This is a genomic window from Methanococcoides sp. NM1 (genome assembly GCF_900774285.1).
Lineage (GTDB): Archaea > Halobacteriota > Methanosarcinia > Methanosarcinales > Methanosarcinaceae > Methanococcoides > Methanococcoides vulcani.
The window spans coordinates 205,947-232,856 of the sequence record NZ_CAAGTW010000001.1 but is presented as its reverse complement, the minus strand read 5'-3'; the positions used below and the strand labels follow the sequence as shown (position 1 = coordinate 232,856).

The window sequence follows — 26,910 nt, the reverse complement described above, 5'->3', positions numbered from 1 at the left end:
GGCATCTATAGCAAGCCTACATCCAGATCCTAAAATTGACCAACTGCAAGTGTTCACAGATATGATTTGCAGAAAAAACAATTAATCCGAAATTCTTAAATATAGAACCCATCAATGAGAGTGTATCAGTGGTGTCACTGGATGTTATATCCACCAAATGTTCACCACGAATATGTAAGGAAAGCCAGAGTATCCATAAACATTTATCATACACAACATGGAGACTTGATCATGTAGATCGAACGGACTCTAAATCCGTTCAGCCGGGTTAGATTCCCGGAGTTTCCGCCAGATGGACATGGCTTTCCATTAAAACATATAGCGCCATGATGTGACAGACATCGGGTGTAAGTAAAGGATGATGATAATATGAAGTACTTCGCAATAGGAGCATAGGCCTATGGAAAAGCAATTACTGGATGTTCTGGTCGGGCTCAACGGAGTCTGGCTATCGCGAAGCGGATTACTTCATGGGATAAGAGACTTTGAGGTCACAAGGAATCACATCCATATTGAAACCGAGTGTGGGGCACGGTTTACAGTAAGGAATTCCAGATCCAGTCGTTCTGCAAGATCGCTCAGGAACAATAAGTACCGCAAGCCTTGCAAGCGCTGTCGTCCAAGTGACGAACAGATCGATCGTTTTGTCAAAAAGACCTTCAAAGAGAGAGGACAGACCGTTAGTGTGTTCTCCTCAAAGAAGCCGACTCCCAGGAAGCCAAAACAAGCTGTTGTTAAATCCGTTTCAGTTTCTACACCAACTCCGACAGATGCAAGTGAAGCAGCCCCTGACACACCTGACAACAAAGGAGCAAAAGATAACAACAAACCGGAAGTGAAATATTCACCTTCCCAGATCGAGAGGCTGAAGACATTGATGGCGCCTGATGACAAGATACCGGTGCAGGGCGAATTGCCGGAGTTCAGGGATCTTGAGAAGGAACTGATCCAAAGACGGCGCAAAGACCTCATATCGATGTATAAAGAGGACAGGGAAGATCGTCTTGGTAAGCTTGAAAGGACGATAACCGAGTTCTTCGTGGAAAGAGGTTTCCTTGAGATCAAATCCCCGATAATGATACCATTCGAGTATGTTGAAAGAATGGGTATCGATAAGGACGATCATCTCTACAAACAGATATTCCGAGTGGGAGACAACATGTGCCTGCGACCAATGCTGGCACCCTGCCTGTACAATTACCTTCGCAAGCTGGACAAAGTACTTCCGGACCCCATAAGGATATTCGAGATAGGACCATGCTACCGCAAGGAATCCGATGGCAGCAGACACTTGGAAGAGTTCACGATGCTGAACTTCTGCCAGATGGGATCCAACTGCACAAGGGAAAACCTTGAAGGGATCATCAGCGAGTTCCTCGAGTATCTGGGCATAGAGTATAAGATCGAGGCAGATGACTGCATGGTCTATGGAAATACCATAGACATCATGCATGGTGACCTGGAACTTTCCTCAGCAGTTGTCGGACCTATCCCGCTTGACAGGGAATGGGGTGTTGACAAACCATGGATCGGAGCAGGTTTCGGATTGGAAAGATTGCTTAAGGTAAAGCATGACTACACCAACATACGCCGTGCAAGCAGGTCTGAACTGTACTACAACGGGATCAATACTAATCTGTGAGGTGAACATCTTGTTTAATAACATGGATAATGAAGACCTTGACAATTATGCAGAGCAGATCATAGACGGGTCACAATTGTCCGATGATGATATCAGGAGCCTTCTTGAGACTGAAAGCCCTGATGAAATTGAAAAACTGTACTATGTGGCACGATACATAAGGGACCATTTCTTCGGAAATAAGGTGTTCATGTACAGCTTTGTGTACTTTTCTACATACTGCAAGAACAAATGCACATTCTGTTACTATAGAAATGCCAATGAAATTGATAGATACCGTCTTAGCGTAGAGGACATCAGGAAGATCTGCCAGGTGATCAAGACCGAAAATGTACACATGGTCGACCTCACAATGGGAGAAGACCCATACTTCCACAACAAACCGGAGCGACTGGTAGAATTTGTCAGGACCGTAAAGGAAGAAGTGGGAAAACCGATCATGATATCCCCCGGAGTTGTTGACAACGATACCCTTGAAATGCTCAAGGACAACGGTGCCAACTTCCTTGCCCTGTATCAGGAAACCTATGACATGGAACTGTACAAGCAATTAAGGGTCGAACAATCATTTGAAGGCAGGATCAATTCAAGGAACCATGCCAAGAGGATCGGCTATTGTGTTGAGGACGGCATTCTCACAGAAGTAGAACCGGATATTGAGTCCACGATCATATCATTAAGAGGATTAGCAACATCAAACCCAGATATGGTGCGTGTGATGACATTCCTCCCGCAACAGGGAACACCGCTGGAAGGAAAGGAAGTAAGGGACAGCTCATCAGAGCTGAAGATCATATCCATACTGCGCCTGCTCTACCCGGACAAGCTTATTCCGGCATCACTTGACCTTGAAGGGATCGATGGAATGGTCCACAGGTTAAATGCAGGAGCAAACGTTGTCACATCCATAATATCTTCCAATTCATCTCTTGAAGGTGTCGTGAACTACGACAGGGAACATGCCGAAAGGGACAGGGATGTTAAGAGCGTTATCGCCAGACTGAAGACAATGGGTATGGAACCCGCTGAACAAAGTGAGTTCGAGAAGTTGTTGGGGCGATAGGATGACGACGATCTGTTTAATAGGAGGCAAGCTTCAGGGATTCGAAGTGAGCTATCTTGCCAGGAAAGCGGGGATGAATGTTGTTCTGATAGACCGGAACGAGAAGCCCCTTATCCGCAATGTTGTTGACGGATTCTTCTGTTTTGACGTAATTCAGGAACCGGAAAGGTTTATCGGCATCTCAAGGGATGTCGATGCCATAATACCGGTAAATGAGAACCTTAATACCCTGAACTTCATAAGGGATATCAGCAGCAAGCTGGATTGTCCCGTTCTTTTTGATTTTGATGCATACCACATCAGCATGGACAAAAACAGGTCAAAGGAATATTTTGTATCCATAGGAGTACCAACTCCGGATGACAGACCATCCCAACCACCATATTTTGTCAAACCGCCATGTGAAAGCAGCAGCATCGGAACCAGTATCATTTACGATGACAGTGGACTTGAAGGGATCGACCTGTCCATGATGATCGAAGAATATCTGGAAGGTGATGTCGTATCACTGGAGATCATCGGTGATGGTAAGCATTTTGTTGTGGTGAAGGAAACAAAGGTGCATATCGATGACACCTACGATTGTCATATGATAACGCCTATCGCCCACGACCCGGAATTCAGGCAGATATCATATCAGCTTGCCGCGAATCTCAACCTGAAAGGGATCATGGATGTAGAGGCGATCGCTTCCGACAGGGGACTTAAAGTTCTCGAGATCGATGCCCGGTTCCCAAGCCAGACACCAACGGCAGTATACCATTCAAGTGGTATCAATCTTGTAGAAATGCTGATGCAGGCATTCACTGAAGGTGTAACTGAGATCGAAAAGGCACCTGAAAAAGGATACTGTATCTTTGAGCACTTATTGCTGAAAGATGGTGAACTTGTGCCCGTTGGAGAACACGTCCTGTCCATGGGAGACAGCTATGGCCTATTCCATGAGGAGAACGGACTTGAAATATTCAGGTCCGATGGGAAGGACACTGTGTTCACCCTCATCTCAAGGGGCATCGATGAAGATGCAGCACAAGTCGCACGTAACAGAGGAATTGCATATGTCGGACAACATTATGGATTTTAAGAGGTAATCACTATGGCACTATTGACACCTGAAGACCTGGAAGACCTGTTGAACAAACTCAACATGAACAATAACATCATCAAAGAAGCCACCGGGATGGATATCGCACAGATATGCGAGGCCGTCTATGGCACTACCCCCGACTCCCGGAAGGTGGGGATCGTACCCATCACGTCCGGCAACGGTATCATCGGAAATTTCTCATCATCCCTGCTTGCAATAACCGAATATTTCGGACTTGAAGGTTTTATTACTGAGCATCCCGACATAACAGGATACCATCAGGCAGTGGCAAATGGTGCAGACATCATACTGATGGCAGATGACCACATCTTCATTGCCCACAACCTGAGGAACGGTAAGATAGCAACCAACCATGTATGTACCGGCGTGATCTATTCGGAGATAGCTTCAAGATATAAACACACCGATTCGAAGGATGTACTGGTGATAGGTCTTGGACGTGTAGGTTATGCCGGTGCGTCACACCTTGTCGAGAAGGGATTCAACGTATATGCATGTGATCCGAACACCGAGTTCATGAGCAAGGCAATAGAAGAACTTGGTGTGAAGGCCTTTGATATTGAGAGCCCGAGGAAGTTCTCGATGGTCTTTGAGGCAACACCAAATGCGAATACCATATCAGAAGGAATGATCGCAGAACGCTGTCTTGTATCAACGCCCGGCATCCCATGCGCCCTGCCGGATGAACTTGTTGAGAAGTATGACATCGACCTTGTCATGGAACCACTGGTAATTGGAGTGGCAGCAATGCTTTATTCAGTTTTCTAAGATAATTGTAAAAAAAGTGGATGTGTTTTGGCGGGAAGAAATGTTTGCTGAAACCATAACAAAAATCACCAAAATAAATCCATAATACTTGTCCAATGCGACTATTGCAAGTGATTTTTACCAAACAAAAAGGTATATATATTGCAAATACATAGCGTATGTACCTTTTTAGTGATTATAAAGGATCTAGTATAAAGGAGAATGTAAATGTCCGAATACACACCAAAGGAAAGATTAATCCGCGTAATGAATGGAGAGAAAGTCGACAGGATGCCAGCTGTCTGTGTCACACAGACCGGAACTGTAGACCAGATGGAAGCAGTAAACACATTCTGGCCAGAAGCAAACTATGATGCTGCACAGCTTGCTGCACTTGCAGAAGCTGGACACACAGTTGTCGGATTCGAAGCGATCCGTGTCCCATTCGACATCACCGCAGAAGCAGAGTTCTTCGGCTGTGAAATCAAGGATGGTACAAAGGTACAGCAGCCATCCGTCATCAAACACGTTGTAAACAGCCTGGATGACCTCAAGCCGTTCGAAGGATACGATGTCACAGACTCAAGCAAGAGAACCTCCGTCGTCCTCGAATCAATCAAGATCCTCGCTGACAAGTATGGAGAAGAGCTCCCAATCATCGGAAGTATGATCGGTCCTTTCTCACTTGCACAGCACATCACCGGCGACTCCTGGTTCATGGACATCATGACAAAGGAGGAATACGGTCTTGAGATCATGGAATTCACAACAGAATTCTCAATCAAATACGCACTCGCACAGGTCGACAATGGTGCAAGTGTATTCTCCATCATTGACCCAACCGCAAGCTACTCACTTATCGGTGCAGATTTCTACGCAAAGTTCGTAGTACCATTCCATCAGAAGCTCATTGACGCACTCCACGAGCGTGGTGTACCAGCTGTACTCCACATCTGTGGTGACACAACCGAAGGTCTTGCACTCATGGAGACCTGTGGTGTAGACGCGATCAGTATCGACCAGAACGTTAACGCAGCAACAGCTGTCAGCAAGGTAGAGAAGACACTCATCGTCGGTAACCTCGACCCTGTAAACTGCCTCTGGAACACAGACGTCGCAAACGTCAAAGCAGAATCCGAAAGAGTACTCAAGGAACTCGATGGCAAGGGACTTCTCGCACCTGGCTGTGGTATCGTAAGCCAGACCCCAACCGAGAACCTTCAGGCAATGATCGAAGCTGCAAAGAACTGGACATACTAATTGTCCAATTCTTTTTTTCTTTAATTTCTTTTTTTAATTCATTTATGATCTGAACTTCATTCTGTTCGGTTTTTATTCTACCCCGGATTTATTCTGTTTGAGTTTTTGCTCTGGTTTTATTCGGTTCAGAACTTCACCCTGAGCTTATCCAGCTTTCATTCCATTTTTATCTGCATCCTTCAAAATCAAAACGGGACCATCTTCGGCATCCAGTCGGAACTAAAGAGCTTAAATGATCAAAATCAGAGGAAAAGTGCCAACACACTGAGGATGCCAAGACCAATGCAAAAGTAAGAGAAATCAACTATTTTTGCAACCTTAAGGAAAACATCTATTGTAATAAGCCCGAAAACGAACGAGAAGAACAGAGCTACCAGAGAATAGATGTCAAGTGTAACTGCACCCATAAGACCTATACCAATCTCCGCTGCCAGGACAGCCGGGATGCTCATTAGAAAGCTCAGTTTTATGGCATCTTCCGTATCGAACTTGCGCAGGAGGAGAGCAGACATTGTGATACCGGAACGACTAATACCCGGTACTGCTGCAAATCCCTGCAGGATTCCCGTGATGAAAGAATCCGGATTACCAGGGATACTTTTTTTTGTGACGCCACGGGACGCAGTCCTCTGAAGGATACCGGTCACGATCAGCATGACACCAATAAGAGCTGTTGCTGATGCACCACTGATTTCAGAATGGTCCGTTGCGAGCAGCACCAGAGGCAAGCCGACAATACCCGTAAGCATCGTAGAAATTATGAGGAAACTTATGATGGGATCGCGTTGACCACCTGAAGAAAAGGTTTGAAAATAGCCAGGAAGCCCTGAAAGGATCGCAAACACATCCTTTTTGAAATATACCGTTGCTGCCAGCAAAGTTCCCATATGCAGCCATATGGAAATAGGAATAGCTTCAGAAAGTGTTTTCCCAAAAAAATTGATCATTACAAGGGAGGTCATACCTTCACTGCTTATGGGCAGCCATTCCGCTGTCCCCTGAACAATACCAAGAACAACGGCTTCAAAAAGGGATAGCATACGTGTATATTATGAAACATAGCTACATAAATTCGTTGGCACCCTATTGAAGCTCTCGAAGATTAAAATGTACAAGCGAGAGTAAATATATCAATGTTTCCCATTAATTTTAAATACTTCATCGTATATGAGCATAATAAATCAAAATTAAACATATACGAGAGGTAAAAAAGATGAAAGTATGCGTACCTTCTGCAAAAAATGGTGGATTGGAAGATAATGTCGGACAGCACTTTGGAATGGTTCCGGTCTATACTGTACTGGATACAGAGACAGATGAAGTTATGATCGTAGAGAATACAAGCCAGCACAACGGAGGCGTTGGACTGCCACCGGAACTACTATCGGAGGCAGGTGTCAATATAATGCTTTGCGGAGGACTTGGACAAAAGGCTGTAACCATGTTCTCAAATTTTGATATAGAGGTCTTTGTCGGAGCACAGGGAACTGTGGAAACAGCCATTTTCGACTGGAAAGCAGGCAACCTTGCAAGCCCAAACAGTGAAAACGTCTGTCAGGACCATGGACATGACCATGACCATGACCACAATCAGCATTAATTGATATCATGAAGATCGCCATAGCAAGCGGAAAAGGCGGCACCGGCAAAACTACCGTAGCGGTCAACCTTGCCCTTTCCCTCCAAGACGCTCAGCTCATTGACTGTGATGTTGAAGAGCCGAACTGCAACCTGTTCCTCAATAAGGAACTTGAGCAGCTCACAGAAGTAACATCCATGATCCCTGAAATTGTGGAAGAGAACTGCACATATTGTAAAAAATGTTCTGACTTCTGCCGTTTCAATGCAATTGCAACTCTCCCGAACAAGATCCTGACGTTCCCAACATTATGCCACAGCTGCGGAGGATGCATAATGGTCTGTCCTGAAGGAGCCATACAGGAACATGAGACCATTACAGGGATCATCAGGAAAACTTCCGCAGACGATGAGAACGGGCCTGAACTCTACGAAGGATTACTGGACATAGGGCAGACGATGGCCTCACCTGTGATCAGTGAGCTCAAGAAGAACATTGACCCGGGCAGGACCGCCATCATTGACGCACCGCCGGGCACCGCATGCCCGGTCCTGACAACACTTGAGGATGTTGACTACTGTATCCTTGTTACAGAACCCACTCCATTTGGATTGCATGACCTGAAACTGGCAGTGGAAGTAGTTCGAACACTTGAGATCCCACATGGGATCGTCATCAATCGAAGCGGTAGCGGTGATGATAGTGTTGAAGAATATTGCATGAACGAAAATATCGAGATACTGATGAAGATACCCCACGACACAAAGATCGCGCAGTTGTATTCGGAAGGGATACCATTTGTGCAGGAAATGGGACAGTGGAAAGAGAAGTTCATACATCTCTACAGCTCGATCCAGGACAGATATGGCAGGGAGATAGAAGCATGAAACAGCTTGTCATCATCAGCGGCAAAGGAGGAACAGGGAAGACCACCATCACTGCTGCGATTGCATCAATGGCAGAGAATGCCATAATTGCGGACTGTGATGTGGATGCACCGAACCTGCATCTGGTACTGAAGCCTGAGATAACAGAGGCCTCCGACTTCCACGGGATGGAAATCGCACATATCGATACTGAAAGATGTACCGGATGCAACATATGTATCGAGAATTGTAATTTCGATGCAATCTATACAGACCATTCCATAAATAGCTGCAAATGCGAAGGTTGCGGAGTCTGTGAATATGTATGCCCTGAAAATGCCATCAAAATGGTAAACAACCCATCAGGAAGTGTCTTTGATTCCATGACCAGGTATGGTCCAATGGTACATGCAGAGCTCATGATCGGAGAAGAAGCAAGCGGCAAACTGGTCACTGCAGTAAAAGAACATGCATTATCACTTGCCGGACAGAATGGATCCGACCTGATAATATGTGACGGACCGCCTGGAACCGGATGTCCCGTAATAGCAGCCATTACAGGTGCAGACCTTGCCCTCATTGTCACAGAACCAAGCCTATCCGGAATACACGACCTTGAAAGGATAATACAGGTAACTGACCACTTCGGGATACCGGCTATCGTCTGTATTAACAAATATAGCATCAATGAAGAGAACACAAAGCAGATCGAGACCTCCTGTAAGGAAAACGGCATCATCGTAGCAGGAAAGTTACCATATGACACGATCCCGAACAAAGCGATGATCGGAAAAAAGACCGTCATTGAATATGCAGACAATGAGTTCTCAAAAAATCTCAGGGAAATCTGGAAAACTGTAAGGTCAGAGCTCTGTGAAAGTCCATGATCCAAAAAAATAAATTAACTTTTAAGAGGTGAACAGGCCATGAAATGTGCATCCTGTGATACGAAAAGATGCAGGCAGGGAAAAGACTGTACTCCGGCAGAAGTACAGGCAGAATACAGGTCAGAAGACCTCGAGATGATGAAGGTAGCTTCAAAGATCGAGGCGAACTTCTACATGGAGAAGACAAGGCTTGAAGAGCTGATCCTTTTTGCAAAAGAGATGGGATATCGTAAGCTTGGAGTTGCTTTTTGTGTGGGGCTGGAAAATGAGGCTAGGACCTTTTGCAAAATACTTGAGAAGGATTTTATCGTAGAGTCAGTATGCTGCAAGATCTGTGGCGTAGACAAGGAGAAATACGGATTGGACAAGATAAGGGATGGCAGGGAAACTACCTGCAACCCCATTGCCCAGGCAATGATGCTAAACAGGGCGGAGACCGACCTTAACATCATAGTCGGACTCTGCATGGGCCATGACATAATGTTCAACAAATATTCAGAAGCACCTGTTACGACGTTCATTGTAAAGGACAGGGTACTCACACACAATCCTGCAGGAGCACTCTATTCCGGATATTACCTGAAGAACCGTTTCGGCATGGAGAAGATGTGATGAATGTCACGATCGTCTATGACAACGAAGCTAAAGAAGGACTCCAGAAAGGCTGGGGGTTCTCCTGCTTTATCGAGACCGAAGAAAAGAAAATACTGTTCGATACCGGCTGGGACGGATGTGCCTTAAAGCAAAATCTTTCAGCACTTAATATCCCTATCGAAGAGATCGACATTCTTGTACTTTCCCACCAGCACTGGGATCATATAGGCGGTGTCCCGGAAATACTGAATGTTAACAGGGATCTTGATGTCTATGTCCCTGCATCATTTTCAGAGAAACTTAAAAATGAGATGTCAGCTCTTTCAACTTTGCACGAGATCACCGAAAAATGCATGATATGCAACAACGTCTTTTCTACAGGTGAACTTGGAAATAACCCGAAGGAGCAGTCATTGATGCTGGAAACGGACAATGGGATATACGTTATTACAGGCTGTGCACACCCTGGTCTGGAAGCCATAATAGGAACAGCAGCATCCGAGGGAGATGTCTGTGGGATCATCGGGGGATTACATGATAGCCAGGAATACGACCTGCTGGAAGGACTGGAATTCATAGGTGCCGGCCACTGCACATCGAATATTGAGGCTATCAGAACAAGATTCCCGAATACTTTCGTACCTATTGCATCAGGGCACAGTTTTAATTTCTGAATTCCCTAACCAACAATAAAAGCTGCCTGAAACAGCATACCATGCAGAAGTATATCAAACAATGAGAACATATTCTTCCGGAGAAAAGGTGAGAATATGAAAATTGCTATACCCAGCACGGAAAAAGGCGGATTGGACAATGATATCGAACTCCATTTCGGAAAAGCTGCGACATACACGATCTATGACAACGAAACAGAAGAAGTTCAGGTCATAGAGAACACAAGTGTCCATGTGGGAGGAAAGGGACTTCCGCATGAACTTCTTGTAAAAGCTGGAGTGGCTATCGTCCTGTGTTCCGGGGTCGGCCAGAAGATCGTTGACCTGCTGAACAAGAATGACATCGATATCTTCGTGGGCGCTGATGGTACGGTACAGGATGCTATAGACTCCTGGAAAGCAGGGGACCTCTACCGACCGAAGAGCATAAATCTGAGCAAGGATCACGGTTTCGGGCTGACTCAGCATAGCCTTTGAGAAGATAATCAACTATTTGATTTCGATAACATCCATGAAAACGAGCCTCAAAAGTGAGCCTTTTGTACTTTTGTTAGAGATGGATCGCCTAAACATTATAAGAACATATAAAAATATTATAATTTTTTTAGGAATATGTAGCTGACGAACTATATTAAATATGTTATAGAATTGGGACTTATGCAACAATATATACTCCCTTCGAACTTCCAACGATCATGGATAATCAGGATTTGTTCTCATGCGATCTGTTACAATAATTACACTAATAATAATATTATTTTGTATAGCTAATGTTGCACTTGCTATACATTCAGACGATAATTCACCTGTAATAAATGAAACTATAATTCCGGCACCAAAATTGGCCCCGATCAATCCGGAATTCATCGAGTATATGGAAAAACTGGAAGAAAATGGGAATAGGGACGCCTACATGATATCATCCTCGCTAAACACAGACGAATCAATAAAAGAAAGATATCCTGTAAATGGCCTGATTCCATCCCCGGTTGACAATTCACATATAGACAAAAGCTATATATCCAGTGTAAATGACATTGGCTTTTTCTCAGCATCTGAGGAAACCCTGCCGGCATATTACGATCTCCGCAATGAGAACATGGTAACTCCTGTACGAGACCAGGGGAAATCAGGCAGTTGCTGGGCACATGCGGTATATGCATCTCTTGAATCATGCATGATCCCTGCCGACGGATTTTATGATCTATCCGAGAATCATATGAAGAACCTATTGTCTGAGAATTATCCCGAAGGATTTGACCGCAACTCCAATGATGGTGGAAACTGCAATATGGCACTGGCTTACCTGTCCCGCTGGACCGGGCCGGTAAATGAATCCGATGATCCCTATGATGACACATCAATTCATTCGGACACCAGCATCCCTGAAAGAAAACATGTCCAGGAAGTGATCTACCTTCCATATAGAGATAATGACACTTCAAATGATGATGATTTTTTGAAAAATGCAGTCATGGAATATGGGGCAGTATACTCTTATTTTGCTGTCAATTGGACTGGATTTGATGACAGCCATCTGACCTATTATTATGACGGGAATGATCATGTAGGAGGTCACGCTGTTGCCCTGGTAGGATGGAACGATTCCTATCCAAAAGATAATTTTAACATCACACCTCCTGGTGATGGTGCTTTTATCTGTAAGAACAGTTGGGGCACCGGTGTTGGTGATGAAGGATATTTCTACATATCGTATTATGAAGCATCATTTAACAATAATAGTGGCCAAGTGGCAGTCTTTGTAGGTGCAGAGGAAGTGGATAATTACGATAATATCTACCAATATGATCCATTGGGACATACACGTAATTTCGGGTATGAAAATGTTACTAGCAATGTTTCATGGGCTGCAAACATTTTCACAGCAGGTTCCGATGAATATCTGAATGCTGTCAGCTTCTATACAACGGATGAAATGACGGACTATGAACTATACATACATAATGATCCGGACCAAGGGCCTATTAACTCCTCCGGACATGTAGATTCTACATCCGGTATCTTTGAGTATGGAGGATACCATACGATCCGTCTAACCGAACCTGTAAAACTTGAAGAAGATCAGGATTTTTCCGTTGTAATCAAGTTCATTGATCCGGATTATGCCTATCTTGTTGCAATAGAGTCTCCAACAATTGAAGAACACAGTAGCAAAGCAACCTCCAATCCCGGTGAAGGTTACATCAGTTCAAATGGAACCTCATGGACCGACATAACAACCGATTATGAAAATACGAGCATCTGCATCAAAGCATTTAGTGATGATCCACAGGTTTCAGCGATCATACTTGATCCGGTAAATGCAACCATCTATGAAGGAGAAACTCTACAATTCAACGATGAAATACTCGACCAGTATAATTATTCAATTGATGCCAATGTTGTCTGGAGTTCTCAGAATCAGACTGTTGGTACCATTGATGCAATTTCAGGTCTGTTTACCGCACACACTGCAGGCAACACCACAATATCGGCAACCAATGGTAGTGTAACAAACTCAACGACTGTTAATGTGCTAGATAGACCTGTTTTCAGCTTAACGATGGATGAACCGCAGGAAGGTTACAATTACAGTACAGGTTCAATCTTTCTGAATGTGTCTGCAAATTTAGATGTGGATACCTGGATGTACAACGTCAATGCTACAGGCAACCATACGTTTAGTCCCAACGCCACACTATCCCTTCCCGATGGTGAACATCACTTGACAGTGTTCGCTAACGATACAATGGGTAATATGGCATCAGTGATGGCTAATTTCAGTATTGACACGATAGCGCCTACTGTAACTATCGAACTCCCTCAGAACACTGCATATGCCACAAATACTGTTAAACTAAACGTATCTGCTAATGAGGATGTGACGATCTGGATGTACAAAGTCAACGGAACAGATAATCACACATTTACTCCGAACACTACACTTAGCCTACCTGATGGAGACCACAACGTGACGGTGTTCGCCAAGGATAATGTCGGCAATGTGGGGTCTTCAATGGTTAATTTCAGTATTGATACGACAGCACCTAGAGTAACTATCGAACTTCCTCAGAACACCACATATGCCACGAAAACTGTTAACCTAAACGTATCTGCTGATGAAGATGTGACAAACTGGATGTACAACGTCAACGCTACAGGCAATCATACATTTACTCCGAACATTACACTAACGTTGTCAGAAGGTAAACACAATATCACCGTGTTCGCCAACGATACCGCAGGCAATGTGGGATCATCAATGGTTAATTTCACCATAGATCCCCCTAGCCCACGTAAAACCAGTTCATCATCCGGTGGAGGAGGTTCCGGCAACACCGGTGAAGCCTTCGAGAACATTGCACTGAAAGAAGTTCAGACCTTATATATCAACAAAGATTCCGAGGCCATTTATTACTTCGATGAGGAAGAAGACGAAATCGATTATATTGGATTCTATTCTTTGAAGAACTCGGGAAAGATATCAACAACTATCGAAGTCCTCAACGGTAGATCGACACTTGTTGCAGACAATCCACCGGGAATGGTTTATCAGCACATGAACATTTGGGTTGGCAAAGCAGGTTTTGCAACAGATAACAACATTGCAGAGCCGTTCATTGGGTTTAGGGTCAGCAAATCTTGGATTAATGAGAATGAGATTGATGAAACGACAATAACAATATACAGGAACCATGATGGAAAATGGACAAAGTTTCCTACTACAATTCTCAGTGAGGATATGGAATACATCTACTTTGAAGCCAAAACGCCAGGGTTTTCACCATTTGCTATTACAGGCTCTCCGCAACAGGTAGAAATTACAGACCAAAGTTTGGATTTGACTGATGTAACTGCGAGCAACAACACATTGGAACCAAATGCAGAAACAACATCTGAAAGCAAGTCACTTCCACTGTTGTCAAATGACATAGTGATGGCAATATTTGGATGTGCTTATCTGGTATTGAGGAAGCGAAGCTGATACTTCACTTTCCCGGAAGAGATCCACGGAAGTGCACACAACGAGCAATCGGACCAAATCCTGCAGCATTGTAACCGGTCAGCCCGCCGGAAACATTTTGGACATTACTGAAGCCTTTCTGTTGCAGATGCTTGCACCCATGCTCAAGCGATGCCCGCTTCCGCAGATGACAACGGTCTTTGCATCGCGATCAAGTTCCTTATAGGAATTCCTGAGCTTGTGTACCGAATGTTGATGGCGTTTTGTATATGCCTGCCAAGAAGGTATGAGCTAATCCACTTGTAAATATCTGCTGATCGATCAAATTTAGGACCCCACATCCTATTTGGGCCATCTATTAAGCAAATTGTTATGCCAACTGCTAAATGTTGAATACTAAATGAAATGTGATGGCAATATCGCAAAGACTTCAAAAATACTATAAGGGGTCATGAGATATATATTATTAATATAAAGTGATCGAAACCAAAATTCCCATACCACTTTGAGGGGCTGCGTTGTGTTAACATTTGATCTTGGGCTGGACCCTGTATTATACGACTTTCTGACAAAAGCTATCCTGTCTCTGTTGATAGGGATACTGATAGGCATAGAAAGGGAGCATCGCCGTAAGGATCAGGAGATCTTCGCAGGTGTGCGCACGTTTGCAATAGTATGTCTTATCGGTATGCTTGCAACCTATGTTGCGGAAGTGATGGACATCGCCATACTGCAGATCAGCACGGCACTGGTTGCAGCTTCCTGTTTTGTGCTCGTATACAGAATATACACGGCCAGCGGGAAACTTGGAATGACAAGTTCCATCGCACTGTTCTCAACTTACCTGCTTGGTGTGCTGGTAGCCACAGGACGTTATCTCTTTGCGATAATCATAGCTGTGCTCATCACTTTACTGCTAATTGAGAAAAAACCGCTTCACTCCTTTGCACAACATCTCTCAGATGACGAAATAATCAATGCGGTCCAGTTCCTTGTGGTCGCTTTCATCCTTTATCCGCTGATGCCGGAAGAGCCTGTGATGGGAGTTCTGAACCTGAAATCGGCCATACTTATCGTGGTACTGGTCATGTTCATCGGTTTTGTCAGCTACATCTCCCTCAAAAGATTCGGAACCCGTGGAGGAATATCATATTCCGGGCTTTTTGGAGGATTCATAAGCAGTGAGGCAACCACCGTTGCACTTGCAACCATGTCAAAGAACAGGTCCAGCCTGATGGATGCACTGTACATCGGGATACTGATGTCAAACGTCTCAATGATAATCAGCAACACCCTGATCGCATTGATAGTCGACCCCAGTGCAAGTACCATGCTGATGATGCTGCCTCCACAAATAGCAATGCTCATACTGACACTTGCCATCGTCATTATCCGAAGGAAAGAAAATGATGTTATGACCGAACCACTGGAGATCGGTTCACCATTTGCATTAAAACCTGCTTTCAGGTTCGGTGCGATCTTTACCATCCTGCTGGTTATCACCAGTATTTCAAGCGAATTCCTTGGTACTGCCGGGGTCTATGCATCGGCACTTGGAGGACTTGTCAGCAGTTCAGCTGTAACTGCATCCGTTGCTGCGCTGGCTTTCACAGGGAATGTATCATATACGGTAGCTGCACAGACAGCAGTGGTAGCAGGGATCATCAGCACGCTAAACAAGCTGGTCCTTATAAGGATACCCGGATCAAAGGAACTCTACTGCCGCTCAAGGAATACAATGTTACTGATAGCTATCGTGGGGATATCCACTTTATACCTGTGGAGCCGCTACGCCAATAATACCGGATTCTAAAGATAAGCGAAAGACGATATGCATTGGATGTGAACACCTTTCAAAACATCCCCTCATGAAGTGATATTAATGAATACACAGTACCGACCTTCTTTTGCCACTGAAGAACTGGTGTTCCATGGCAATGAGAGCAATTCAGAAGGAAAAGCACTCTATTTACCTGTGCATCAAAGAAAGATACTGATCGATGCTGAAAGTCAGCCTGATGAATATTTTTCATGTTATCCCAAAAAGCATATCCCCGACAACACTGAAGTGATCTACATCGGAACACTCGGTGATGTAACATGTTACTGTTTTGAAATGGAGAAAGAGCTTGTTGAAGGCAATATGCAGTACTTTGGCCTTCATGACCTATATGGTGCAATTGATGAGGAAATGCTCGGTATTGCCTCCCGGGCAGTTCAAATGGCTGATTTTTTACCGCACTCACCGATACTGCGGATTATGTGGAGGAAGTACCCACTACGTCCCGGAAGAAACGGGAATGCAATGCCATAATTGTGACCACATGGCATACCCGCGGATAAGCCCTGCTGTCATAGTGCTGATAGAGAGGGAAGATCACATTCTTATGGCGCGATCAAAGCATTTCCCGGATGGTGCCTATGGGCTTGTGGCAGGGTTTGTGGAAGCCGGGGAAACCATCGAGCATGCAGCCCACAGGGAAATAAAGGAAGAGGTCGGCGTTTTTCGTAAAGGACCTGAACTATTTTGAAGCCAGCCCTGGCCATTCCCGTCCTCGCTGATGATAGGATTTACAGCTAACTTTGCAGAAGGGAAGATCGACGTCGACGTAAATGAGATAGAGGATGCCTGCTGGTTCCATGTGGATGACATTCCGAAGCTTCCGGGAAAGAAGAGCATCTCACGGGCCCTCATAGACCATTTCATAGACAAACACGAAAGTTGTGACTGAAACAGGTGGATCTTTGGTACCCACGCAAATTTTAAATAAATCTTTGCATAATCCTCCATATGAATGATATAACAGGGTTGGAACTTTCACCAAGGAAGATCGAATACCTGAAATACCTTTTTGAAAGGAGCGACAATGTACGCACCACCGAGATCTCTAACCACATGAACGTGGACCCTTCCACGATCACCAAAGCAATCAATGAGCTTGCTTCATCAGGATATGTGAACCATGTTCCATACAGGGGTTTCAGTCTTACGGAAAAAGGAAAGGATTATGCACATTTCCTGTTGAGAAGGCACAGGATACTTAGCCTGATGCTTAATCATTACGGGCTCACTGCAGAGGAATCATGTGCAGAGGTTGAAAGGTTTGAAGGTTATGTGTCAAAAAAAGCCATAAATGCTATTTGTGATTCAATGGGACATCCGGCTTTCGGGGTTTGCGGCAGGATCGAACATGACAGCTGTAACCTTAAACATGAACACCACGAAGAAAATGAAAAATAAGCTTCATTCGCCTGCTTCCATGATCTTTTTTACCTTCTGAAGCACCAATACTGCATCTTCCCTTTTTACATCTGAGGCATTGCTCCTGCAATATTCCAGCAGAGGCTCCCGGTCTTCCAGAATTCCTTCCTCAACTGCCTTTTTGATTATACCAAGGTAACTTCTTTGAGGATAGTGGATGCTCTTTGTTATCCTGATAAGACCTTCGCAGGTCTCACTATCAATAATACCTTCATCGAGGGCTGCCCGGAAGGTCTCCCTTATGTTCACAAGCGGTGTTGAGACCTGTTCAAAGGTCTCGGGATTGGTTGTCACTGCAACCTCATCATCCGCTTCGATGATACCATCCCTGTACCAGCCATAGATCCTGCCTACACCGATCATGCCATGACTGTCAAGCTCAGAAGCACGCAACGCACCCATACTGCATCCGCCAACTACCTTGATGCCCTTTTTCATTGCACGGATTATTTCCTTGTGGGCTACTGCAGCCCTGTCAAAGAAAACACCATCGATGATGCCAATTACATCATAACCCTGACCGGCCACCTTATCGACGTCGCCTCTTGCCACAGGTGGCAGGTAAACGGCATCGAGGATAGCTTTTGAATCCTCGTGGCTGATACTCGTACCTGCAAAGATAACTGCTCTCATGGGATCACTTTCGTTTGCCGAACCTTCTTTTCCAGGGTTTCTCGGCAGATGCTGATTGTTTGCGCCCTTGTCTCACCCGATAGCCAACACGTTCACGGTCAAGTGTGTACTGCTCGAATCCGGGAACTATGACCCTTACGACCGGGACACCTACGCTCTTGCGGGAAAGATCGACCACAATGGCACTGTCCGTGATCTTGCGTAGTTCATCGAGTACAGCATCGATGTTCTCTGCAGGAGTTGACCTGGAGATATCATTCAATTGTCCGGTTGTGATGGTCACTGCCCCGTCATACCAGAAATTGTTCATTCTCTTCATACGCTCATACCCGATCTGCCTGACAAAAGATTCCCTGTCAGTGTCCTCACGGGCACCGTGAATCTGCACGACCCTTGACTGGGCAGCCTCGGTGATGGCCCTTCTTATTGCGATCTCAGGTTTCAGGTGGGAACCTGCACCCATTACAAGCAAAGCAGGATCTTTCAGGTCCAGGTCATCTGTAGCTGCTACAACAGAGGTAATACCTGTATCATGTGGAAGCAGCCATAGTTTGAGCTGTACCCCGTTTGATGCGAATTTCTTCATCAGCTCATAATTGGTACCGTCCTCTTCGGTAAGAATAATTTCCCTGCCCGGATTCCTGTTGAATTCGGCAATGCTCAGTGCATCACGCTCGATGACCTCCAGCAACCCGTGCAATATTGCTTCCTCTATGACATTTCCCGATGCAAGACCGTTGGTATTGCTTCTGAAAAGCCTTGCGGACATACCCGGGGAATCGTATGGATGATATACTGCATTTGAAGGAACATAGATCTCCTTCTCGCGTAAAAGGTCCCAGCCCTGAGTCCACTCGACCAGGCTTTCCAGAGGCAATAGTTCAGGCAGAAGAAGGCTATGCGGATCAAGAAGTTCATAGTCCTTCGCGGCATTTTCAACAGATTCAACGAACTCTTCAGCGACCACATCCTCTACAATATCAGCATTTACACCTACACGCTCTGCAAGACATCTCTCAAAGCTCTCCATCATGGCCGATATCCTTGCCTGCGACTCGGTAGAACCTTTACCGGAGTAGATAGAAATAGCACCTTCGGCAGCAGATGGCCTGATGGCAGAGAATACCGGGATGCCTATCCGATCCAGATCGGTGATACTGGCTATCCTTGTAACCCCTATCTCTTTCAGGTGGGGTTTCGTGTTACGAAGAGTTGTCTCCTCATCAAGAACTCGCTGCGTACCATCCATATACTGTAATGACCGGTCAATTGGGATATAGGACATGTTAATCGGAACTCTTTTGCAACTTATATTTCTTGCGACAAACCCGAGAAAGATGTTAGCCGAAAGGATTATATTTTATAGAGACATAATGTTATGTTTAGTCCTTTTAACAGGCTAAATATTTAAGAGCTCAATTGAAGAGACAGGAGGAAATATATGATGAGAAATGTCACGAAAATAAGTGATGAATATGGAAGACGGGAAAAAGACGGGACATACCATTCGGTTGTAAGTGGCCAGACCACTGAAAAGCTGGATGCTGAAGAACTGGAACTTTACAAGTTCATTCTCGGTGGAATGCTGGCAAAATAACGCCTGCAAAACATATTTTTAGCTATCTTGCGTAAGGAAGTGTATGTATGACATTCAGTCCGTACGCAAAGATTTCCCCGTCCTTGATGAAGTGATCTATCTGGACAATGGCGCTACAACCCAGACGCCTGTCCCGGCAGTCAATGCCATGAACGATTACTTCTTCAAATACGCAGCAAATCATGGTCGCGGAGCTCACAGGCTCGCCCGGCAAACTACCGATAATTACGAGGATGCAAGGGACAGGGTCGCAGATTTTTTGAACACCACACCTGAGAACACCGTCCTGACCAAAAATGCAAGTGAAAGTATCAACATGGTCGCCCTTGGCCTCCAATGGGAAGCAGGCGACCACGTTGTGACAACTCTTGTGGAGCATCACTCAAACCTCCTGCCCTGGATGAGATTAAGGGAAAAAGGCGTAGAGGTCACCATCGTCGGATGTGACAGAGAAGGATGTGTGGACCCGAAAGATGTTGATGCTGCAATTAATGACAGGACAAAACTCGTTTCAGTTAACCATGTATCCAATGTCCTCGGCTCGATCAGAGATGTTGAAAAAATAACACAGGTCGCACAGAAAAGCGGTGCAATGGTGCTCGTGGACGGTTCACAGTCCGCAGGACACATGCCTGTGGACGTTAAAAGGATCGGATGCGACTTCTTTGTCACACCCGGACATAAGGGAATGCTCGGTCCGCAGGGAACGGGAATACTCTGTATCAAAGATCCTGACGTCCTTGAACCGACCTACGTTGGCGGAGGCACTGTCCATGCTGTTACTACAGAAGGCTATGAGCTGGAACCATCTCCTTCAAAGTTCGAAGCAGGAACACCGAACATCCCGGGAGTTATCGGCCTTGGGCGTGCTGTTGAGTACGTACAGGAGATCGGCGTGGAAGATATCGAAAAACATGAGAAGGAACTATCCGAAGATGCTGCAAAACGTCTTGCTGAGATAGAGGGCGTGGAGGTCTACGGACCTAAGGACAGGACAGGGGTCGTCCCATTCAATGTGGAAGGCATGAACCCGCATGATGTTGCCATGATACTGGACGAGACCAGGAAGATCTGTGTTCGCAGCGGTTACCATTGTGCAATGCCGTCCGTTGACATGCTGGGAGTTGAAGGAACTGTGCGGGCATCCTTTGCATTATATAACACAGAAGAAGAAGTTGATTCATTGATAGAGGGTGTCGAGCAGATAACAATGCTCGCATGATCTTTTTTTATTTAAGCCATACAGGAGACGATCGTCTCCACAATTTTAGCTAAAAGGATCGAGAAAAAGAGAAAAGAAGGAAGAAGATAATGGAATTTATTCCATCATCAGTTTTGTGAGACTTGCTCTTGCTTCTGCGATCTCTTTCAGGGAAAGGGAGATATCAAATTCCCTTCCTTTGATATGTAAGTCATCTCCGCCAACATTACCGATGACGGAATATGGGATATCACCAAGCATTTCGACAACCTTATCTTTCTCAGATGTTACAAGGATAGCCCTTGCATGGGATTCTGAGAACAGGACATCATCAGGTCTGAGATCTTCACCGACATCTGAGATATCGATGTTTGCACCTATTTCGTTGCACATCTCAGCAAGAGCCGCGGCAAGTCCGCCGGCAGACACGTCATGAGCTGCTACGACATTTCCACTTCTGATGACATTTATGATGGACTCTACTATCGTTGGAGCATCTTCACGTACCTTTGGTGCACGACCATTGTTCCTGAGTCCTTTTATGTTGTAATATTCCGAACCGCCCAGTTCATCAAAGGTGCTTCCCACGAGGATCACAGAGCTACCCTCTCCTGCAAAGAAGGAACCAGGGACGGTCTCAATGTCATCGGTTATCCCGATAAGACCGATGGATGGTGTTGGTACGATAGCTGTGCCGTATTCACCACTCTCATTGTAGAGGGAGACATTACCTCCGACGACCGGAATGGAAAGATCCCTTGCAGCATCACCGAGACCAAGGATGGCCTGCTTGAACTGCCAGTAGATATCCGGTCTTTCGGGGTTACCGAAGTTGAGGCAATCCACAAGGGCTATACCCTGTGCACCTTTTACAGCAAGGTTCATGCTGTTCTCAACGAGGGTTCCTTTTCCACCTTCATACGGGTCAAGAAGGGTATGTCCCGGATTGCAACCACAGGACATTGCAAGACTCTTGCCGTCTGCAATGCGAAGGACCGCTGCATCTGAGCCGGGTTTGTCCACGGTACGGATCTGGACCTCATGGTCGTACTGCCTGTATATCCAGTCCTTTGATGCAATGTTATGAGATGAAAGAATGTCCAGTACTGCCTGTTTCAGGTCAGCTGGAAGTTCTGGCTTATCCCCTATGTCACGTTCCTGAGGAGCTGTTGAGGGGCGCTCAAAGGTCGGTGCACCTTCTGTGAGAAGCTTGACAGGCATATCTGCGACAACCTCGCCTTCGAACTCGACGGTGTAATAGAGACGCTCTGTAAGCTCACCGATCATGCTGGCGTGAAGGTCGTACTTCTTTGCGATGTCGAGGACCTTATCCACATTCTCAGGTGCAACTTCAAAGAGGATACGTTCCTGGGACTCGGATATCATGATCTCATAAGGGGTCATTCCGGACTCGCGAAGTATTACTTTGTCAGCTATCAGACGCATTCCAAGATCGCCTTTGGATGCCATTTCAGAGCTGGCACCTGCAAGACCTGCAGCACCAAGGTCCCTGCATGAAAGCACATGTCCGGTACCTATTGTTTCAAGTGTTGCTTCGATCAGGAGCTTTTCAGTGAAAGGATCACCGATCTGGATGCTTGGACGGTCCTCTGCTTCTGCAGCTTCTGAAAGGTCACGGGAAGCAAATGAAGCACCACCAAGACCATCGCGTCCTGTAGTGGAACCCACAAGGACCAGTTTGCTGCCTGCCTTCTGTGCACAGGCGGTTACGATGTTCTCCTCGCGGGCCAGTCCGACACAGACAACGTTAACAAGCGGATTTCCGCTGTAGGTCTCGTCAAAATATGCCTCTCCCCCGACAACAGGAACTCCGATACAGTTACCGTATCCTGCAATGCCTTCCACGATATGTTCAAAGAGATAGAGGTTCTTAGGAGTGTCCAGCGGACCGAAATAAAGAGGGTCCATCAGTGCAATTGGTCTGGCACCCATGGAAATGATATCACGCACAATACCACCGACACCTGTTGCGGAGCCGTTGTAAGGGTCCACATATGAAGGATGGTTGTGGCTTTCCATACCAATGGCAAGTACCCAGCCATCACCAAAACGGACAATTGCGGCATCATCACCGGGTCCGATGATCACACGGTCGCCAACAGTGGTAAAGGTCTTCAGCAAAGGAGCACTGGAACGGTAGGAGCAATGCTCGCTCCATAGGTTCAAAAAGCATCCCTGTTCAACAAGGTTTGGTTCTCTGCCCATCTCTTCTGTTATGATCTTCAGGTCATTTTCCGGTAACATTTGTGCGCCTCATAATATCAGGAGTATGATTTAGGCTTAAATAAACCATAGATTAGATAAAGATTTCCAAAGGTAATAGGAGTTCACAATCCATCGAACATAACCTGATCGCCGATCGAAAGATCATAACGGGAAATTGTGCCGGCGGGAAGCTCTATGATGTACTTTACCTTTTCACCGGAGTCCCCCAGGCCTACCCATGGTCGAAGATAAGTAGTCTTCACGATCCTTTTTTCATCATCCAGGAAAAGAACGTCCAGAGGGAAAGGAACAAAGAGCATGTGCAGGGAGATCTTCTTCGGGGAAGATAGCACAAAGATCATAGCATAGCTATCCGGAACAGAGCTTCTGAACATCAGGCCCTTTGCCTGACTGAACATGCTTTTGGCATATTCAACATCCGATGCAATGACATCACCATTAGATATTAATAACATTGTGAATTACATATGATATCTGGTTATTGTTTATATAAATAGTATACAGGTGAATAAATGATCGGAGGAAATACCAGAAGATGAGTTCAGAAATGTGCCCGGTTTGCGGTTTGCCATCAGAGCTATGTATATGCGAAGAAGTGGCAAAAGAGCAACAGCGAATTACAGTGAAAGTGAACAGAAGACGATACGGTAAAGAAGTTACAGTTGTGGAAGGATTCGATGCAAACGAGATCGACCTACATGAGCTATCCACATACCTTAAATCAAAGTTCGCATGTGGCGGAACTGTAAAAGGAAGTGCCGTTGAACTACAGGGCAACCATCTGACCCGTATGAAGGAAGTCCTTGTCCAGAAAGGTTTCTCTCCGGAACAAATCAAAGACTGACCAATTGATATGCACATTGTGCATCACCAACTCATTTAACTTTTCGAATACAGAACATGGTCATACAAAATTGCCATGTTTCCTTTTTTTAAATTTGAAGGTATCTGTACATACGGCTGAAATGCTCAAACTTGAACGACCTGACGAAAAGAACATATAGGACGTAAAAAGGAAGTATAATAATGAAACCTACCTGCGAGATAATGGTACAGAAAGTATTACCTGCCATACGTGCCGAGCTTGCACGTTCCATGATGGTCGATCATGGATGCACCCAACAGCAAGTCGCAGACATATTAGGCCTTTCAAGAGCAGCCGTCTCCCAGTACGTCAGTGCAAAACGAGGAGCAGAGGTTGGATTTTCAGAAGAGACCATCGAAGAGATCAGGACGTTTGCCACAAAACTTGTGAACGGATCATCTGACAAGTTATTAACCGAAGGGATGTGCAAGGTATGCAAGTTCGTACAGCGTTCAGGTTGGTTATACAAGAACGTACCCGGAGCAGAATACTGTATCCTTTGCAAAAGTGACGAGGAAGATTGAGCAAAAGCCTTTGTATAAAATGTAAGGGAAAAGGACTTTGCGGGCGACCTTTATGTCCGATCCTTGAAAAATTCAGGTCAACAGAGAATACCACAGCGGCGATCTCGACAGACGGTTCTATTTTTGGTGCATCCCCACCAGCTGTCTTTGTGGGAAGATACGGCTATCCACAAGTTACGGCCGGCCCGATGATACCACCCCAGGTGGATGCAAAAGATGCAATGATGCTTGAAGACCCCAAGCAATGGTTATCAATGGATATCCAGGATGTGATATCCGCCCGCTGCCAGCTTGTCAGGGCAAACACGACCATCAATGTGAAAGATGCGATGAAGACACACAAATTGCTGGAAAAATCACAGGAGCTGGCCCTTTCCAGATCACCGGTAGACACCGAGGCATGGTTCACTAAACCCCTTCAACAGAAACTGAAGTTTGACAGTGTCCTGACACCCATGGGACCATCAGGAGCAGTAAAGGACTTTGATATAGCAGAGAACCCGAAGGTACCGAAGAAGGTCGACTACCTGGCATATGACACCGATGCGCTTGCAAAGGATGTCGTATGCGAACTTTTCAGGAGCGACATACCTACCGAACATATCACCAGGCTGCTTTCCATCGGTCTTCTGGGGCAGCAGCGCAAACTTGTGCCCACCCGATGGGCCATCACCGCAACCGATGATATGGCAGGAAAGGACATCATCGACCACGTACGGGACATGCCACTAGTAAGTGAGATATCCGTATTCAGCGGCGGATGTTTCGGGAACTATTTTGAGATAATGCTCGTTCCAAGGGTGTTCTCCTTCGAGCTTCTGGAGATCTGGATGAAACGGTCGGTCTGGACAGGCGGATCCTCCTGGATAGGGCAGGATATGGAAGATATCAATGGAAAGAAAGGATATTCGAACCTTGCAGGAGGTTACTATGCAGCCCGCATCGCTGCCCTGGAATATCTGGAAGACGCTGGCAGGCAGGCATCGGTGTTCATGATAAGGGAGATCACACCTGAGTACTGGGCACCACTGGGTGTCTGGGTAGTGCGGGAAGCTGCCCGATATGCAATGTCATCCATTCCACGCACCTTTGAAACGATAGAGGAGGCGCTTGATGACATGGCGACGCGTGTTCGTACACCTGCACAGGAATGGAAAGCTAAGACCAAAATGCTTTCAGACGTCCGTTTCCAGAGAACACTGGACTCTTTTTTGTAAGTTTCCCGCAAGACATTAAAATGGTACGATACAATTGGGCATTATGTCTGAGAACCAAGACAATATGTCACCACAGGAACTGGCAGATTTCCTGCTTAACAAAGTACGTCTTCTGTGCAGGGAAAGTCAGCATGAGCAAGCGCTGGATGTTGTGGAACAGGCTATCGAACACGCCCCGGATCCCACAGTAGCATGGCTTATCAAAGGACAGATACTCTTCGGACTTCACCTTTTTGATGAAGCAATTGAAGCTGCCGAAGAGGCTCTGAAGCTGGGTGACGATGCAGAAGTGCTCAAACTGAAAGGCAATGTCCTTGCTACTAAAGGAGACCTTGAAAGTGCACTTGAGACCTTCAATAAGCTTGCCGAGGTCGCTACTGATGATGCTGATACATATTTCTTAAGAGGCAGCATCCTCGCGGAAATGGGAAATACGGATGAAGCACTTGCAAACTTTGAACATGCCATTGAGCTTAAGCCCGACATGGGGCATACATGGTACAACAAGGCAATGGTGCTTTTCAACTTAGAAAGATATGGTGCAGCGATCGGTGCATTGGATTCTGCAATAGACCTGATGGAAGATGCCACTGAACCGATATTCATAAAAGGAGTGGCACATCGAAGGCTCGGACAATCAAAGGATGCACTGGAATGTTTCCTTACAGCTGCCGAGATATGGGAGATGAAAGCACTCGTTACCAATAGTCCGGATGCATATCTTGATGCTCTTAATGCAGTAGAGAGTGCCATTGAGATCGATGTGACCAACGTGGACCTCTGGAGACAGAGGGGTAAGTTGCTATATAGGCTTGGACACAAAGAGGAAGCAAAGGATATACTTGCCAATGCCGCTGAACTTTGCGTACAGGAAGACAACATCACCGATGCACTGAAAACTTATGAGCTCCTGCTTGAGCTTGAGCCGGATAATGAAGAGGCCCAAAAGGCAAGGGAAGAGATCACTTCCATCGCATGAA

General features: G+C 45.6%; 28 protein-coding genes. 23 read left to right on the top strand and 5 right to left on the bottom strand.

Annotation, left to right across the window (positions count from 1 at the left end; translation table 11 throughout):
* Positions 1-400: 400 nt before the first annotated feature.
* The 5 genes from pylS to mtbA all read left to right on the top strand — a co-directional run bounded on the left by pylS (position 401) and on the right by mtbA (position 5,820).
* Positions 401-1,642, top strand: a complete 1,242-nt coding sequence (gene pylS, locus E7X56_RS01155) for a pyrrolysine--tRNA(Pyl) ligase (RefSeq protein ID WP_135604033.1) — start codon at positions 401-403, stop codon at positions 1,640-1,642.
* 22 nt (positions 1,643-1,664) lie between these two features.
* The gene (pylB, locus tag E7X56_RS01150) at positions 1,665-2,705 is read left to right on the top strand and encodes a methylornithine synthase PylB (RefSeq protein WP_135604031.1); all 1,041 of its coding nucleotides are present in this window, start codon (positions 1,665-1,667) and stop codon (positions 2,703-2,705) included.
* 1 nt (position 2,706) lies between these two features.
* Positions 2,707-3,789, top strand: coding sequence for a 3-methylornithine--L-lysine ligase PylC (gene pylC, locus E7X56_RS01145; protein ID WP_135604023.1), 1,083 nt, complete (start codon positions 2,707-2,709; stop codon positions 3,787-3,789).
* 12 nt (positions 3,790-3,801) lie between these two features.
* Positions 3,802-4,581: a 3-methylornithyl-N6-L-lysine dehydrogenase PylD gene (pylD, locus tag E7X56_RS01140; RefSeq protein WP_135604021.1), complete on the top strand. Its 780-nt coding sequence runs from the start codon at positions 3,802-3,804 to the stop codon at positions 4,579-4,581.
* Between the two features lie 207 nt (positions 4,582-4,788).
* On the top strand, positions 4,789-5,820 hold the full coding sequence (gene mtbA, locus E7X56_RS01135; protein ID WP_135604018.1) for a methylcobamide:CoM methyltransferase MtbA: 1,032 nt from the start codon (positions 4,789-4,791) through the stop codon (positions 5,818-5,820).
* Between the two features lie 242 nt (positions 5,821-6,062).
* On the opposite strand, the gene E7X56_RS01130 is transcribed toward mtbA, so the two are convergent.
* The gene (locus E7X56_RS01130) at positions 6,063-6,860 is read right to left on the bottom strand and encodes an undecaprenyl-diphosphate phosphatase (protein WP_135604016.1); all 798 of its coding nucleotides are present in this window, start codon (positions 6,858-6,860) and stop codon (positions 6,063-6,065) included.
* A 173-nt stretch (positions 6,861-7,033) separates the two neighbouring features.
* Here E7X56_RS01130 and E7X56_RS01125 point away from each other — a divergent pair, with 173 nt between their 5' ends.
* The 12 genes from E7X56_RS01125 (at position 7,034) to E7X56_RS01080 (ending at position 17,625) form a co-directional block, all read left to right on the top strand.
* Entirely contained in the window at positions 7,034-7,420 is a 387-nt protein-coding gene (locus E7X56_RS01125; RefSeq protein ID WP_135604014.1) for a NifB/NifX family molybdenum-iron cluster-binding protein, read from the top strand.
* Positions 7,421-7,428: 8 nt separating this feature from the next.
* On the top strand, positions 7,429-8,286 hold the full coding sequence (locus E7X56_RS01120) for an ATP-binding protein (RefSeq protein ID WP_135604012.1): 858 nt from the start codon (positions 7,429-7,431) through the stop codon (positions 8,284-8,286).
* Entirely contained in the window at positions 8,283-9,152 is an 870-nt protein-coding gene (locus E7X56_RS01115; protein WP_135604010.1) for an ATP-binding protein, read from the top strand. The genes E7X56_RS01120 and E7X56_RS01115 overlap by 4 nt, the downstream gene beginning before the upstream one ends.
* Positions 9,153-9,191: 39 nt before the next feature.
* Complete coding sequence (locus E7X56_RS01110) at positions 9,192-9,764, top strand: DUF1847 domain-containing protein (protein ID WP_135604008.1); 573 nt, start codon at positions 9,192-9,194, stop codon at positions 9,762-9,764.
* Positions 9,764-10,420, top strand: a complete 657-nt coding sequence (locus tag E7X56_RS01105; protein ID WP_135604006.1) for an MBL fold metallo-hydrolase — start codon at positions 9,764-9,766, stop codon at positions 10,418-10,420. The genes E7X56_RS01110 and E7X56_RS01105 overlap by 1 nt, the downstream gene beginning before the upstream one ends.
* Before the next feature lie 96 nt (positions 10,421-10,516).
* Complete coding sequence (locus tag E7X56_RS01100; protein WP_135604004.1) at positions 10,517-10,897, top strand: NifB/NifX family molybdenum-iron cluster-binding protein; 381 nt, start codon at positions 10,517-10,519, stop codon at positions 10,895-10,897.
* Between the two features lie 241 nt (positions 10,898-11,138).
* Complete coding sequence (locus E7X56_RS01095) at positions 11,139-14,405, top strand: PGF-pre-PGF domain-containing protein (RefSeq protein WP_135604002.1); 3,267 nt, start codon at positions 11,139-11,141, stop codon at positions 14,403-14,405.
* A gap of 499 nt (positions 14,406-14,904) precedes the next feature.
* On the top strand, positions 14,905-16,197 hold the full coding sequence (locus tag E7X56_RS01090; RefSeq protein WP_244603354.1) for an MgtC/SapB family protein: 1,293 nt from the start codon (positions 14,905-14,907) through the stop codon (positions 16,195-16,197).
* Between the two features lie 69 nt (positions 16,198-16,266).
* The gene (locus E7X56_RS12005; protein ID WP_244603353.1) at positions 16,267-16,698 is read left to right on the top strand and encodes an NUDIX-like domain-containing protein; all 432 of its coding nucleotides are present in this window, start codon (positions 16,267-16,269) and stop codon (positions 16,696-16,698) included.
* On the top strand, positions 16,586-16,915 hold the full coding sequence (locus E7X56_RS12000) for an NUDIX domain-containing protein (protein WP_371413330.1): 330 nt from the start codon (positions 16,586-16,588) through the stop codon (positions 16,913-16,915). Before E7X56_RS12005 ends, E7X56_RS12000 begins: the two co-directional genes overlap by 113 nt.
* Before the next feature lie 30 nt (positions 16,916-16,945).
* On the top strand, positions 16,946-17,116 hold the full coding sequence (locus tag E7X56_RS11675; protein ID WP_167879414.1) for a hypothetical protein: 171 nt from the start codon (positions 16,946-16,948) through the stop codon (positions 17,114-17,116).
* Positions 17,117-17,175: 59 nt separating this feature from the next.
* Entirely contained in the window at positions 17,176-17,625 is a 450-nt protein-coding gene (locus tag E7X56_RS01080) for a metal-dependent transcriptional regulator (RefSeq protein ID WP_135603998.1), read from the top strand.
* A gap of 3 nt (positions 17,626-17,628) precedes the next feature.
* On the opposite strand, the gene E7X56_RS01075 is transcribed toward E7X56_RS01080, so the two are convergent.
* Together E7X56_RS01075 and E7X56_RS01070 are read right to left on the bottom strand one after the other, a co-directional pair.
* The gene (locus tag E7X56_RS01075) at positions 17,629-18,279 is read right to left on the bottom strand and encodes a TfuA-related McrA-glycine thioamidation protein (protein ID WP_135603996.1); all 651 of its coding nucleotides are present in this window, start codon (positions 18,277-18,279) and stop codon (positions 17,629-17,631) included.
* A gap of 4 nt (positions 18,280-18,283) precedes the next feature.
* Positions 18,284-19,564: a YcaO-related McrA-glycine thioamidation protein gene (locus tag E7X56_RS01070; protein ID WP_135603994.1), complete on the bottom strand. Its 1,281-nt coding sequence runs from the start codon at positions 19,562-19,564 to the stop codon at positions 18,284-18,286.
* A 156-nt stretch (positions 19,565-19,720) separates the two neighbouring features.
* On the opposite strand from E7X56_RS01070, the gene E7X56_RS11670 reads away from it, so the two are divergent.
* Together E7X56_RS11670 and E7X56_RS01065 are read left to right on the top strand one after the other, a co-directional pair.
* Positions 19,721-19,876, top strand: a complete 156-nt coding sequence (locus E7X56_RS11670; protein ID WP_167879413.1) for a hypothetical protein — start codon at positions 19,721-19,723, stop codon at positions 19,874-19,876.
* 43 nt (positions 19,877-19,919) lie between these two features.
* Entirely contained in the window at positions 19,920-21,098 is a 1,179-nt protein-coding gene (locus E7X56_RS01065; protein ID WP_135603992.1) for a cysteine desulfurase, read from the top strand.
* A gap of 96 nt (positions 21,099-21,194) precedes the next feature.
* Here the strand turns inward: E7X56_RS01065 and purL are convergent, their stop codons facing one another.
* Positions 21,195-23,342 (bottom strand): phosphoribosylformylglycinamidine synthase subunit PurL, encoded by a 2,148-nt coding sequence (gene purL, locus E7X56_RS01060; protein WP_135603990.1) that lies wholly within the window; start codon positions 23,340-23,342, stop codon positions 21,195-21,197.
* An 83-nt stretch (positions 23,343-23,425) separates the two neighbouring features.
* Entirely contained in the window at positions 23,426-23,779 is a 354-nt protein-coding gene (locus E7X56_RS01055) for a DUF192 domain-containing protein (protein WP_135603989.1), read from the bottom strand.
* An 80-nt stretch (positions 23,780-23,859) separates the two neighbouring features.
* Here E7X56_RS01055 and yciH point away from each other — a divergent pair, with 80 nt between their 5' ends.
* The 4 genes from yciH to E7X56_RS01035 all read left to right on the top strand — a co-directional run bounded on the left by yciH (position 23,860) and on the right by E7X56_RS01035 (position 26,909).
* Positions 23,860-24,168 (top strand): stress response translation initiation inhibitor YciH, encoded by a 309-nt coding sequence (yciH, locus tag E7X56_RS01050; RefSeq protein WP_048193589.1) that lies wholly within the window; start codon positions 23,860-23,862, stop codon positions 24,166-24,168.
* Between the two features lie 182 nt (positions 24,169-24,350).
* Positions 24,351-24,713: a transcriptional regulator gene (locus E7X56_RS01045; RefSeq protein ID WP_135603987.1), complete on the top strand. Its 363-nt coding sequence runs from the start codon at positions 24,351-24,353 to the stop codon at positions 24,711-24,713.
* Positions 24,710-25,930 (top strand): Nre family DNA repair protein, encoded by a 1,221-nt coding sequence (locus E7X56_RS01040; RefSeq protein ID WP_135603985.1) that lies wholly within the window; start codon positions 24,710-24,712, stop codon positions 25,928-25,930. The genes E7X56_RS01045 and E7X56_RS01040 overlap by 4 nt, the downstream gene beginning before the upstream one ends.
* 43 nt (positions 25,931-25,973) lie before the next feature.
* Complete coding sequence (locus tag E7X56_RS01035; RefSeq protein ID WP_135603983.1) at positions 25,974-26,909, top strand: tetratricopeptide repeat protein; 936 nt, start codon at positions 25,974-25,976, stop codon at positions 26,907-26,909.
* Position 26,910 lies beyond the last annotated feature (1 nt).